Raw genomic sequence first — 13509 nt, forward strand, 5'->3', positions numbered from 1 at the left:
AATAAAGAAGCATCCACTATCAGGCACAACATCGCTGATTTTGTATCTCAATGGATCAGTTACATATTTTAAATTATGACTTTATCCGCTAAAAAATCTAAAAAAGCACGGACTCTTAATGGTAAATGACCACCTTGGCCAACATAGACAGCATGTACCTCTTCAACGTCACCTGGATTAAAGGCTTCCAATATCGGAACTAATCGTCCTGCTGCAATGTCATCTTGTACCTGAAAAATAGCTAAGCGAGCTAGACCAAGACCTGATAAGGCTAACTTATGCAAAGCTTCGCCATCGCTCACTTGTGTATTACCAGTGATGGGAATAGTAAGCTTTTCACCATTGACGTGAAAAGGCCAACCTGTTTGTACACGTACATAGTTGGGGCCTAAAAGATTATGTTTTATGAGTTCATATGGAGTTGTCGGTGTCCCTTTACATGCCAAATAGCTTGGAGCACCCACAATAATTTTCCGTGTACTACCTAGCTTACGTGCGATTAGATTAGAACTTTTTAGTGGGCCAGCACGCACGGCCACATCTGTACGTTGCTCTAAAATATCAATGACTTCGTCGGAGAGTACAAGGTCCAATGTAATGTCAGGTTGTAATTGTAAGAATTCAGGGATTAATGGCAGTAAAAAGTAATGACCAAAAGGTACATTGGCATTTACACGTAATCTACCTTTTGGTGTGCTGTGTTCGCTGGCACAGCGTTCTGCTTCTTCTAGATCTGCCAATATACGTATGCCTCGCTCATAAAAAGCACAGCCTTCAGGGGTGAGCTGAAGTTGCCGAGTTGAGCGATTAAGCAATCGAGTTCCTAAACGCTTCTCTAGACGTGCAACTAATTTGCTGACAGCTGAGGGTGTCATACCACATGCACGAGCAGCAGCAGAAAAACCACCTAACTCAATGACTCGAATAAATATTTCTAGCTCCCCAGAGCGATTGATGTCTTGTCGAGCCATAATCATTATTTGTGAATTTAATTCATAAATTATATTCCATGAGTCTATCTATTCCAATATTGACTTTAAATTTATGATTTAATCTTCGAAGAGTTATTAATTTACTGTTATGAATAATGTGATGAATTCTCGTACTAAATCCCTTGTCTCAATAGCTTTGACGGTTGTTGTAATGGCGGGTGGCAGTACATTGCTGAGTAAATCAGCACTTGCAGAAGATATGTCATCTTGGGTAGCAACCTGGCAAGCAAGCCCTCAACCCGTGTGGGGAACAGATTTTCTGTTTCCTACTAACTTGCCAGTATCACTACATGACCAGACTGTGCGTCAGATTGCACGAATTAGCGTAGGTGGAAAACGTTTCAGAATTGTACTCTCTAATACTTATGGTCAACAGCCAATTATTATTGGTAAAGCAACTATTGCTCGTCCACAGCAAGATGGAGCTATGTCAGTTGATGGTTTGCAGATGGTAACTTTCTCGGGAAAAGCAGGTGTAACTATTGCTGCTGGTGCATCAGTGATAAGTGATCCTGTGCCATTAACATTACCCGCATTAGCTCAAATGGCAGTGAGTATTTATCTGCCAAATCAAACGCCAATCAGTACATTTCATTGGGATGGTCGCCAGACGGGTTGGATTGTTGCAGGTGATCAGACAGCATCATCAACATTTAAAGGTGTTGATGTTATGACAAGCACGACAGCTCGGCCATTGCTGACGGACATCCAAGTTGAAATAGCACAATCAACACCCTTAGTTGTAGTTATGGGTGATTCTATTACTGATGGTGCAACTGCAAGTTTAGATCAAGATAAACGATGGCCTGACTATCTTGCCAAGCGTTTAGTACCACATGGTGTTGCAGTCGTAAATGCTGGGATTTCAGGTGGGCGATTATTGTCTGATGGCATGGGGATGAATGCGTTGGCTCGATTGGATCGGGACGTATTGGCTCAACCTGGGGTAAGTAGCATGATTATAATGCTGGGAATTAATGATATTTCTTGGCCTGGTACTGCATTTGCCAAGACCTCAAAAAAGCCGACTTTAGAAGCTTTAACTGCAGGTTATAGCCAACTAGTAGCACAAGCACATATTCGGGGTGTTCGTGTGATTGCTGCAACATTGACTCCTTTTAAAGGGGCATTACCAAAGACGCCACTAGATAATTATTATCAACAAGATAAGGAGAACTTACGTCAACAAGTAAATGATTGGATTCGCCATAGTGGTGTATTTGATGCTGTGATTGATTTTGATGCTGTAATACGAGATCCCCAAAAACCAACACAGATAGCCGCACGTTTTGATTCTGGTGACCATTTGCATTTAGGGGATGTCGGTAACCATGCAATGGCTGAGGCTGTTGACCTTCATGCAGTATTGCCTGAGCTAAAAGCCGTACAGAATAAATTTCCAAAAGTATTAACGGAGCATTGAGCCATGTTGTTTACATCTTATAATCTAGGGGATTTAACTTTACCAAACCGTATTGTGATGCCGCCCATGACACGTTCACGTGCCGAAGCTGGTAATGTTCCAACGGCATTAATGGCAGAATATTATGCTCAACGTGCATCAGCAGGCTTAATAATGAGTGAGGGGACACAGATTAGCCAGCAGGGTCAAGGTTATGCATGGACACCAGGCATTCATTCATCAGTACAAGTCGCTGGTTGGCGTAAAGTGACATCATCAGTGCATCAAGCAGGGGGGCGTATTTTTGCTCAGCTATGGCATGTAGGTAGGATCTCTCATGTTTCCTTGCAACCTAATGGTATGGCACCTGTATCATCCTCAGCACTAAGGGCTGAAGGCGTTAAGGTATTTATTGATCCTGAGGGTAAGGGCGCTTTAGCTGGTATAGGGGAAATGGTGCAACATTCAATGCCACGAGCTTTATCCAAAAGTGAGATTAGTCAAATTGTTCGTGATTTTGCAGTTGCCGCACGTCATGCATTAGAGGCAGGTTTTGATGGTGTAGAGTTACATGCTGCAAATGGTTATCTTATTAATCAGTTTATTGATTCTCAGGCTAATGTACGGACTGATGAATATGGTGGCTCATTATCAAATCGATTGCGTTTCTTGAGAGAAGTGACTGAAGCAGTGGTTGATGTGGTGGGTAAGAATAGGGTTGGTGTACGATTAGCCCCATTGACCACACTTCAAGGTGCGATTGATGATACTCCTCAGGCAACTTATCTGGGTGCAGCGAAAATATTGGATGAATTAGGTATCGTTTATATTCACATTGCTGAGGCTGATTGGGAGGATGCACCTGAAATGCCGATTACTTTCAAAGAAGCATTAAGACTAATTTATAAAGGAACCTTGATTTATGCAGGTAAATACACATTAGAACGGGCTGAAACGGCTTTAGCAAATGGATGGGCCGACTTGATTGGTTTTGGACGTCCATTTATTGCTAATCCAGATCTGCCAATGCGTTTAAAAAATGGCTGGCCACTTGCTAAGTTAGATGCTGAACGGCTTTTTGGTGGAGGGCTTGAGGGCTATTTGGATTTTCCAGCTATGAATGTTTAATTCCACTATAGGCACATAGTGATTATCCAATGTTTAATGAATTCTCTATATTTACTATGATCTAGTCATAGTATCAACATATCTATAAGTATGATTTTTATTAGATTAAGAAGAGTCTTTATGATGATAGTGTAAGCGTAAGAAGCGGTAACCTTTCTTTATTCCTGAAAGGTTACTGCTTAGAAAGCTTTACTCCATAAGTTCTAGATTTCAATGGCTTCTTAAACTATATAACCTAAAGTGTGGAGAATAGGTGAGAAGTAGCGAATTGCTTGAGCAATAGATCCCCCTTATAAGAATGACGAGGTACTGACATACTACAAATGCAAGGTTAGTAAAATATTTTTGTATCACTGGTGATAGAGAAAAATAATAATTACATATTCAAATACTTAGGATTTATTTTAATTGCCATTATTTATTGAGCTTTAGATAAAGTGTTTTTAAATAGAGCATGAGGTTACTTGTGATGTTCAATCGTGTTCTAAGTTTGATAAAAAAAAGAAGAAACTAGAAGGCATATTTATTTTAAAATTACTGGAGAATGATTACACAGATGGTTTGATATAAATAAAATTCACTGAGAATGATTTTTTTTAATGACTTAAATTTAGCCTTTTGATAAATTATCTCTAGTTTATAGGGGTTGTATTATGACAAGAATTTTAATTGCTTCAATGCTATTGGCCTTTAGTTTAAATGTAACAGCTAATTCAGATTTTAATACTGATGATGAGTTGACAAAATTAGGGATTATTGGACCAGATTTTAAATTTATAGATCTTGAGCGAGCTACGGATTTTTTTAAAAATGCAAATGAGAAAGTATCAAGTTCGTGGGCTTATAAATCAAATGAACTAGTAAAAATTACATCAGCTTCGACGACACCACACTATTCCTCAGTAACGTTTAGCCCTACTGTAGATGTATCTGAAGCTGAAGAGAAAGATTTAGTTGATTTTATGAGTACAAGGGAAGCTGTTCAGGTATGGTGTAAAGAGCTTTTCAATTCTAAATATATGGGTGTAAATGATCATAAAGTTGACGTGTTATATAAAAATAAAGTTGGAGCAACATTAGGTAATGTTGTTTTGAACAATCAAACATGTAGGTAGATTATTTTATAAAAGTTAGTTACATCAAGATTTTTCCTTCAAACTTAAAAATCCCCAATTTTTTCATTGGGGATTTTTATACCACAATAAAATACTTCCTAACATAAGAGCATAAACAAACGATTTACTATACTGTTGTTTTTCTGTTTCTTAATTGTTGAATTTAATGAAAAATTTACAAGTCACGCAACTCTAACATGTTCCTCGAGTAAAATATTTACATCGTCTCCTAACTCGCCTGTTATAAGGATATCAACAGATTTGTACGATAAAGTATTGGAATTATGACTTTTTTATGAATGCCCAAGCGCTATAAAATGGCTTTGAGGATAGCGGAATTAATGAAAAAATTTATTTTAACGGGCCTTACTGCAATTGTTGCAGTACTTTCTACCCAGACAATGGCAGCAGATTTTGTTGCAGGTAAAGATTATACAGTTGTACAAAATCCAGAAAAAACGTCTGTTCCAGATAAAATCGAGGTGCGTGAGTTCTTTTGGTATGGTTGCACTTATTGTTTTAAATTAGAACCACATATGCAAACGTGGTTAAAGAAAATTCCAAATGATATTTATTTTCTGCGTACACCAGCGGCAATGACTCCAATGTGGGAGCAAGGTGCACGGGCATATTATGTGAGTGAGGCGTTAGGTATACGTAAACGTACCCATTTGCCATTATTCCATGCCAATTTTTCAGGCAATCAAAAGATCTTGCAAAAGGATGCTTTTGCTAAATTTTTTACTCGATATGGAGTACCTGAGAAACAATTTAATTCGATGTTTGATTCTTTTGCAATTACGGCAAAAATTGCTGAATCCAATCAATTGGCTCGAAAATACCAACTTACAGGCGTACCTGCTGTCGTGGTAAATGGTAAATATATTGTTCAGGGTGGCGATGAAAAAGTGATTCAAGTGGTTGAATATCTTGTTGATAAAGAGCGGAAAAAGAAATAGTTTATAAGTTCTCTAAAGAGAGTAACTCTTATTGTACTCAGTGATTAAAGTGTTCTATTGGATATGGTTATCAATTATTTTCTAGCTTTTTTTAGTGTCAAAAGGGTGCTTGACCCAGTGAAATATTGGTGCTAATTTAATCAATAAGGAAGTCATATACTATTTGGGATTTAAGAGAAATCTTGCCTAAATGAACAAAGATATGACAACCTGAACACACAGCTAACAACGAACGAAACGGTTTAGATCGTTTTTAAAAATGTTCAAGGTTGTAGAAAAGCCCGTTAATCGGGCTTTTTTAATGCCGATTATTTTTGAATGAAATTTAGGCTATAGTGAAATAAAGATTGGAGGAGCAATAGGGGATTGTGATGCTGATGTTTATTATTTTGGTCGTCGTGATTGGCTTAGTCTTATTCGCCTTCTTCGCAAAGAAAACAGATTCTACACAGGATACATCTGATTATAGTTATCCTTATTCTTCCACAACTTCGAACTGTGATTCATTTCAAGACAATAATGATCAACGTATAGATGATTGTGGTTCTAATGCAGACTTGAGTTCAGACTCAAGCGGTTGTGGCAGTAGTAGCAATAATGATTAAAAAAAAACGTGTACCCCTTGAGGGTAAGAGGTACACGTTAAACCGAGTTTAAGGTAGGTCAAACCAAATCATTTGACTGTCTTGTAATGCAGTAATCGTTGCAGTCTCATCAAACAGTAAAGCATCACCTGCTTTAACCAAATGATCGGCAATCATCACTTCGCCTGAAATCACATGCACATAGTTTACTTTTTTCTGTGCTGTAATTTCTAAGTGTTGATCCTTCTCAATTACTGCAGTTTTCACTTCAGCATTTTGACGGATCGACATTGGCGCAGATTCATCACCAGCAATCAAGTGCCATTGGTTTGGATGATCTTTCGGGTTTAGATGAATTTGCTGATAAGTTGGTTCAGCATCTTGTACATTCGGTTGAATCCAAATCTGTAACAGATGCACCGCTTTATCATGCTTGTTCATTTCACTGTGGGTGACCCCAGTTCCAGCACTCATCAATTGCCATTCACCTGCATTGATTTGACCTTCATTGCCCATACTGTCTTTATGAGAAATGGTGCCATCAAGTACACAGGTTAGAATTTCCATATTGTCATGGGGATGGGTACCAAAGCCATTATGGGCGGCAACCGTATCATCATTGATCACGCGAAGGGCACTAACCCCCATATATTTCGGGTTGTACCAACTACCAAATGAAAAGCTATGATAGGTATCTAACCAGCCTGCTTTGACATGACCACGGTTTTCACTACGATGTAGATAAGCATTCATCTTTCATCTCCCAATTATTATGTTTTGCTTGATGCTTATATTATCGATTCATAATGATGATAAATAGTCTTTAATTGCGACATATTGTTCTATAAATGAAATGATTCAATATTGTGTATTTTCTTGGATAAAATAAAAAAGGCTGAATAAAAATATTCAGCCTTTTCAAGTAGGTAAATTAATTTACCAATCTGTTATTTTGATTTGTTTTCCAACTGTGGAATTGCAGAACCTTGACCAACTGCGAGTAAACCTGTTTCGGTATAGATACCCAATTTTGCACGGGTATCGGTAATGTCAAGGTTACGCATAGTTAACTGACCGATACGATCCATTGGCGTAAACATTGAATCACCTTTCTCCATGGTCAAACGCTCAGCTTCATAAGTGAGGTTTGGAGATTCAGTGTTCATGATGGTGTAGTCATTACCACGACGTAATTCTAAAGTCACTGTACCTGTAATGGCTTTAGCAACCCAACGTTGTGCTGTTTCACGAAGCATTAATGCTTGTGAATCGAACCAACGACCTTGGTAAAGTAGGCGACCTAAACGTAAACCATTAATACGGTATTGTTCAATCGTATCTTCGTTATGAATACCAGTCACCAAACGCTCATAAGCGATATGTAACAGAGCCATACCTGGTGCTTCATAGATACCGCGAGATTTCGCTTCGATAATACGATTTTCAATTTGGTCAGACATCCCTAGACCATGACGACCACCGATACGGTTCGCTTCAAGAATGAATTCAACTGGATCTTCGATACGTTGACCATTCAATGCAACTGGCATACCTTGTTCAAAGGTAATGCTTACTTCTTCTGGTTGGATTTCAACATCATCTTTCCAGAATGCAACGCCCATGATTGGGTCTACGATTTTAATACCAGCATTCAAGTATTCTAAATCTTTGGCTTCGTGTGTCGCGCCCAACATATTTGAGTCAGTAGAATACGCCTTTTCTTTTGACATTTTATAGTCAAAACCATTATCGATTAAGAATTGCGACATTTCGGCACGGCCGCCTAACTCATCGATAAAGGTTTGGTCTAGCCAAGGCTTATAGATTTTTAGGGCAGGGTTGGTCAATAAACCGTAACGATAGAAACGTTCAATATCGTTGCCTTTATAAGTTGAACCATCACCCCAAATGTTGACGTCATCTTCTTTCATTGCGGTAACAAGCATGGTACCTGTTACTGCACGACCTAAAGGTGTGGTATTGAAATAAGGAACACCACCCGTGCTGATATGGAATGCACCACACTGAATCGCGGCAATACCTTCAAGCGCAAGTTGTAAACGACAATCGATTAGTCGAGCTTTGACTGCGCCGTACTGTTCAGCTTTCTTTGGAATAGCATCATAGTCATCTTCATCAGGTTGACCCAGATTTGCAGTATATGCATAAGGCTCTGCGCCTTTCTGTTTCATCCATAATAAAGCTGCTGAAGTGTCTAAACCACCAGAGAAGGCAATCCCAACTTTTTTACCTACTGGTACATGCTGCAAGATCGTTGCATTATCAGTCATTGCTAGTCCTAACTATTTCGAAATAGGCACCCTAATATTTCGGTGACCAAAGAGAATTTATACGTCCCGTACTATATCACTTTTCAAATCGATTTTTTTTCTGTTCGGAAAGGAATTCTTTTTTTTTCATTTGAAAAATAGATTAACATCGGAAAAATATAAAGTTTTACGATAAGTGAAGTTATCTGAATAAGATGATAAAAAGGTAGATAAAAATGCTCAATCAGCGAAATCAAATTCTTTCTAGGTTGCATAAAATGGCAGCAATTGTGGTAATTACGCTTTTTATCTATAAAGCTGTTTATCGATTCTATGTGGATATTCCTCAATATTCTATTGGGTATTTTCTGGGGGTATCTGCCTTAATTTTTGCTCATTTTGTCTGTGCCAGAAGTGTGAAAACAGGGAGTACAAGCAGCCGATTTGGATCAATCTTTATGACTGTATTTATGCTCAATAATTTTCCAATTGGAACTGTTATTGCAGTAATGATACTGTTTTTCTCTTTATTTAAATGGGAAAAAGGTCCAACTTTTAAATTACCAATTGAACTTCAAAAAAGTTAAACCTTTCATTTAAAATTAGCTCAGAGTGAATCATTTAAGCCAATGAATTGCTTCTCGATCGGGGTAAATACATGATCGTGACGTGCAATCAGATAAAGACCAATATCCCGATACTGTTCAGGTGTTTCGCGATAGTACTGAATGTTATATTTTTCAATCAAGGATTTGGCAATCATCGAGATACCCATGCCTAACTGGGTAAAGTGAATTAAGGCCTCATGATCGTAAATATGGGTGAGTTCACCCTTTTTGAGATTATAGTCCGCGTAAATACTGTCTAAGGTGGTGGCATAGCAGCATTGTTCAGAAGCCAGCAAGATATTTTGATGATTCAGACATTCTTCCAGACTGTCATGGTTGATCATGTTTTTACCAATAATCACCAGTTGATCATCCGCTTTTTGAATATATTGCAGATTTTTATGTTTAGGATGCCCTAGGGCATAAGCGATATCCAAATTGCCCGCTAAAACCTCATCTTCAATGTAACCTGTTGGACCTGTTTTCATGGTGATGGAAAGGCCAGGGTAGGCTTCATAGAGCTGACTAAAAGAGGGGTAGAAACGCATCCCGCCTAGACTGGTATTGGTGCCAAAGCGTAAAACGCTTTCTTGCTGATAGATTTTATTTTCAGTTTCTTCCCAAGTGAAAATCATCTTTTTATATTGGGCATATAAATTCATACCCGATTCAGTCAGTTCGACACCTTTAGGCTTACGAATAAACAGTTGGCGTTTATAGTGATTTTCAATCTTTTTAATTTTCGCAGTCATATTGGACTGTAAATAATTGAGCTTATTTGCCGCAGCAGTAATGCTTTTCAGCTCAGCCACAGTGACAAATGATCGGATATCGCTAATATCAATATTCACGGTAAGTCCTCAATATTTCAATTCGAAAGGTGCTATCAAAAAAGATGAATCGAATCAGGTATCAAAAAAATGATGTATCTATTAAAACATAGCATTATTCATGATGTTATTTATTTTATACACTAAGCTTACTTTTTATCGGTTGAGTACAACACGTGAATATTAGAGTCGTGAGTGCAATCGCGTTGCTATGCTTGGTGTGGGGATCTTTATGGGGCTTGGTCAAACATAGCCTACAAGTGTTTCCACCATTTCTATTTATCTCTACACGGTTGATTTTAGCGGCATTGACATTAATGCTGATACAACGGATTTTAAAAAAATCTATTCTTCCCCAACACCATGAGTGGAAACCTTTGATCATTTTAAGCTTATTGATCTGTTTTGGTTTTTATGCAACACAAACCTTTGCCATGCAATTTGTGGGTTCAGGTTTATCAGCTGTGCTGGTGTTTACTATGCCGATTTTTATTGCTGTGTTAGCGCATTACTTCTTAAATGAAAGGTTGAATACGCAGAAAATCTTGGGTCTCGTTTTAGGAACTTTAGGACTCATCGCAATTTTATGGCCTCAATTACATCATGTGCATATGAATATGTCATTGCTTGGACAAGTCTTATTGATTGGTTCAGGCTTCTTCTGGGCACTATCGACAGTCTATATCAAAAAGAATTTTGCGGCTTATGACAAAATCAAACTGACCATTTGGCAACTGTTACTCGGTGGAAGTTTAATGTTTTTTATGGCCTTATTGTTCGAACCTGTCGATGCACAAGTTTGGTTAAATCCTTTAAGTGAGTCTGCATTGTTTTATATTGCAGTGGTTGGAACGGGATTTGCCTTTGTACTTTGGAACTGGATCGTCAGTCAGGTGGATACCTTTGTGGCTTCAATTTCAATTATGTGTATTCCAATACTCAGTCTGTTTTTTGGTTCGTTAATTTGGCATGAAGCTTTGACGCTCAATATCCTAATTGGTGCAGCATTTATCTGCTTAGGCATAGTGATGAGTTCTTTGAAAATGAAAGTGCAGAAAAATCGCTTAGCTTATTCAGGTAATCAACAACGTTAAAGGATGGATATACAGCGTTTGTTATAAGATCTAAAAATAAATTGTAATAAATCACAAGCATTGAATATTTACTCAAACAAAATCAGCCATGTTCTATATGGCTGATTTTTTTATTTTTTAGATGAATGTTGGGGGCGGCTATCAGCTGGGTTATTTGCATTGTGATTTATTTAGGTCATAAAGATTGACAGAATAGGGTCGAATTGACTCTTTCAACACCGAAAATTTTATAAATAGTCATCCCAAATAAATAAAAAAGTATTAAAGTACTATGCAACAAGTTGCAAAGCCAAAATTATAGAAGGAATACCATGACTAGCTATGCAAATATCTTAAAACCATTACATTTGGGTTTTACCACCATTAAAAACCGTGTCGTAATGGGCTCAATGCACTCAGGTTTAGAGGATCGTTTTTTTAATTATCCTAAACTTGCAGCTTATTTTGGTGAGCGGGCAAAGGGTGGTGTTGGCTTGATCATTACTGGCGGAATTTCTCCAAACCGTCAGGGCTGGTTGCTGCCTGCAGGCGGAACGATGAATAGCTTGGCGGATATTCCTCATCATCGTTTAGTTACCCATGCAGTGCATAAGCATGGCGCAAAAATTTTGATGCAAATCTTGCATTCTGGCCGTTATGGTTATCATCCATTTTCAGTTTCATCATCACCGATTCAAGCACCGATCAATCCATTTAAACCTCGCCAAATGTCTGATTCTCAGATATTAGCAACGATTGAAGATTATGCACGTTGTGCGAGCTTAGCGAAAAAAGCAGGCTATGATGGCGTAGAAATTATGGGTTCAGAAGGTTATTTAATTAACCAGTTCCTCAGCAGCCATGTGAATAAGCGTACTGACCGTTGGGGCGGTGATATCGACAATCGTATGCGTTTCCCTGTGGAGATCGTCAAAGCAATCCGTGCTAAAGTGGGTGAAAAATTCATTATTGCATTCCGTTTGTCTTTGCTTGATTTAGTACATGATGGCAATACCATGCAAGAAGTGATCGTGGTTGCCAAAGCATTAGAAAAAGCAGGAATTACGCTGTTAAACACAGGGATTGGCTGGCATGAAGCACGTGTTCCAACCATTGTTACTTCCGTTCCTCGAGCTGCGTTTGTCGATTATACCGCTGCGGTGAAACAGCACGTTTCTGTTCCAGTGATTGCATCAAACCGTATTAATATGCCTGATGTCGCTGAAGATATTATTGCTTCTGGCAAGGCTGATATGGTGCAAATGGCTCGTCCATTCTTGGCCGATGCATATTGGGTAAATAAAACTGCAACCAATCGTGTTGATGAAATTAATACCTGTATTGCGTGTAACCAAGCGTGTTTAGATCATGCATTTAAAAATGAGCGTGTAAGCTGTTTAGTCAATCCGCAAGCGTGTCATGAAACAGAATTGGTTTATATTAAAACTAAAAAGCCAAAGCGTATTGCTGTTGTCGGTGGTGGTGTCGCTGGTATGTCTGCTGCCACGGTTGCTGCTAGTCGAGGCCATGCGGTAACTTTGTTTGAAGCAAATAACGATGTTGGTGGTCAGTTTAACTTGGCGAAAGTGGTGCCTGGTAAAGAAGAATTTCATGAAACGATTCGTTATTTTAAAGTACAACTCAAACAAACGGGTGTGGATGTCCGTTTAAATACACGTGCTAGTCGCGAACAGTTAGAGCGTGAAGGTTTTGATGAAGTTATCGTGGCAACTGGTGTTGTACCGCGCGCACTAAAAATTCAAGGCAGCACAGCACCACAAGTGTTGTCATATGCTGAAGTATTACGTGGTGCCGAAGTTGGGCATAAAGTTGCGGTGATTGGTGCTGGTGGTATTGGTTTTGATGTCTCTGAGTTTTTATTAAAACCGCCACATCAACCACAGCCACAACCATTGGCAGACTGGCAACGTGAATGGGGGGTTGATCCAAATCCGAATTATATTTCTGAAGGGGGAACTCAACGCCCAGAAGTGGAAATACCTGTTCGCCAAATTTATTTATTACAGCGTAAAACAACACCATTGGGTATCGGTTTGGGTAAAACCTCTGGTTGGGTGCATCGTGCACAGTTGAAAAAGCATGCAGTGCGTATGTTACGTGGTGTGCAATATAAAGCGGTGACCGATGAAGGTTTATGGGTAGAGCATAATGGTCATGATCAATTGTTGCGCGTGGATACCATTGTGGTCTGTGCAGGACAAGAATCTGTTAAAGATTTGATGCCAAAAGAAGGTGAAAATACTTCGGCAAACTACCATATTATTGGTGGGGCAAAGCTTGCAGCTGAGCTAGATGCCAAGCGCGCGATCCGAGATGGTGCTGAATTAGCCGCTAAACTCTAAAATTGATGAAACAATATGCATTTGAATACATTGCAGTTAAATTTCTCTTGTATAACGAGGGCAAGCTTTGTATTCTTACGCACATGGAAGCGTGGCAGAGCGGTTTAATGCACCGGTCTTGAAAACCGACGAGGGTGTGAGTCCTCCGTGAGTTCGAATCTCACCGCTTCCGCCAAATATTTAGA

General features: G+C 38.8%; 12 protein-coding genes and 1 tRNA gene. 9 read left to right on the forward strand and 4 right to left on the reverse strand.

What is annotated here, in order from left to right:
• Positions 1–68 precede the first annotated feature (68 nt).
• On the reverse strand, positions 69–971 hold the full coding sequence (locus tag FPL17_RS02030) for a LysR family transcriptional regulator (protein WP_159886753.1): 903 nt from the start codon (positions 969–971) through the stop codon (positions 69–71).
• Positions 972–1092: 121 nt separating this feature from the next.
• On the opposite strand from FPL17_RS02030, the gene FPL17_RS02035 reads away from it, so the two are divergent.
• From FPL17_RS02035 to FPL17_RS02055, 5 genes are all read left to right on the forward strand, one after another.
• Entirely contained in the window at positions 1093–2415 is a 1323-nt protein-coding gene (locus FPL17_RS02035) for an SGNH/GDSL hydrolase family protein (RefSeq protein WP_159882845.1), read from the forward strand.
• A 3-nt stretch (positions 2416–2418) separates the two neighbouring features.
• Positions 2419–3522, forward strand: a complete 1104-nt coding sequence (locus FPL17_RS02040; protein WP_159882847.1) for an alkene reductase — start codon at positions 2419–2421, stop codon at positions 3520–3522.
• Between the two features lie 653 nt (positions 3523–4175).
• Positions 4176–4637 (forward strand): hypothetical protein, encoded by a 462-nt coding sequence (locus tag FPL17_RS02045; protein WP_159882849.1) that lies wholly within the window; start codon positions 4176–4178, stop codon positions 4635–4637.
• A gap of 341 nt (positions 4638–4978) precedes the next feature.
• Positions 4979–5596, forward strand: a complete 618-nt coding sequence (locus FPL17_RS02050; RefSeq protein ID WP_159882851.1) for a thiol:disulfide interchange protein DsbA/DsbL — start codon at positions 4979–4981, stop codon at positions 5594–5596.
• Positions 5597–5967: 371 nt separating this feature from the next.
• Positions 5968–6201 carry a hypothetical protein gene (locus FPL17_RS02055; protein ID WP_159882853.1) on the forward strand — a complete coding sequence of 78 codons (234 nt, stop codon included), beginning with the start codon at positions 5968–5970 and terminating at the stop codon, positions 6199–6201.
• Between the two features lie 48 nt (positions 6202–6249).
• Here the strand turns inward: FPL17_RS02055 and FPL17_RS02060 are convergent, their stop codons facing one another.
• Entirely contained in the window at positions 6250–6933 is a 684-nt protein-coding gene (locus FPL17_RS02060) for a pirin family protein (RefSeq protein ID WP_005183176.1), read from the reverse strand.
• Between the two features lie 194 nt (positions 6934–7127).
• Positions 7128–8471 carry an argininosuccinate synthase gene (gene argG, locus FPL17_RS02065; RefSeq protein ID WP_004662879.1) on the reverse strand — a complete coding sequence of 448 codons (1344 nt, stop codon included), beginning with the start codon at positions 8469–8471 and terminating at the stop codon, positions 7128–7130.
• A 215-nt stretch (positions 8472–8686) separates the two neighbouring features.
• Between argG and FPL17_RS02070 the strand changes: the two genes are divergently transcribed.
• On the forward strand, positions 8687–9037 hold the full coding sequence (locus tag FPL17_RS02070) for a hypothetical protein (protein WP_005183172.1): 351 nt from the start codon (positions 8687–8689) through the stop codon (positions 9035–9037).
• Positions 9038–9057: 20 nt separating this feature from the next.
• On the opposite strand, the gene FPL17_RS02075 is transcribed toward FPL17_RS02070, so the two are convergent.
• Positions 9058–9909, reverse strand: a complete 852-nt coding sequence (locus FPL17_RS02075; protein WP_159882855.1) for a LysR family transcriptional regulator — start codon at positions 9907–9909, stop codon at positions 9058–9060.
• A gap of 155 nt (positions 9910–10064) precedes the next feature.
• Here FPL17_RS02075 and FPL17_RS02080 point away from each other — a divergent pair, with 155 nt between their 5' ends.
• The 3 genes from FPL17_RS02080 to FPL17_RS02090 all read left to right on the forward strand — a co-directional run bounded on the left by FPL17_RS02080 (position 10065) and on the right by FPL17_RS02090 (position 13499).
• Positions 10065–10982 (forward strand): DMT family transporter, encoded by a 918-nt coding sequence (locus tag FPL17_RS02080; RefSeq protein WP_151716201.1) that lies wholly within the window; start codon positions 10065–10067, stop codon positions 10980–10982.
• A 311-nt stretch (positions 10983–11293) separates the two neighbouring features.
• Positions 11294–13324, forward strand: a complete 2031-nt coding sequence (locus FPL17_RS02085; RefSeq protein ID WP_159882857.1) for an NADPH-dependent 2,4-dienoyl-CoA reductase — start codon at positions 11294–11296, stop codon at positions 13322–13324.
• Positions 13325–13409: 85 nt separating this feature from the next.
• Positions 13410–13499 (forward strand) — tRNA-Ser (locus FPL17_RS02090).
• The last annotated feature ends 10 nt before the right edge of the window (positions 13500–13509 follow it).

Source organism: Acinetobacter dispersus, assembly GCF_009884975.1.
In the GTDB taxonomy this organism is placed as follows: domain Bacteria; phylum Pseudomonadota; class Gammaproteobacteria; order Pseudomonadales; family Moraxellaceae; genus Acinetobacter; species Acinetobacter dispersus.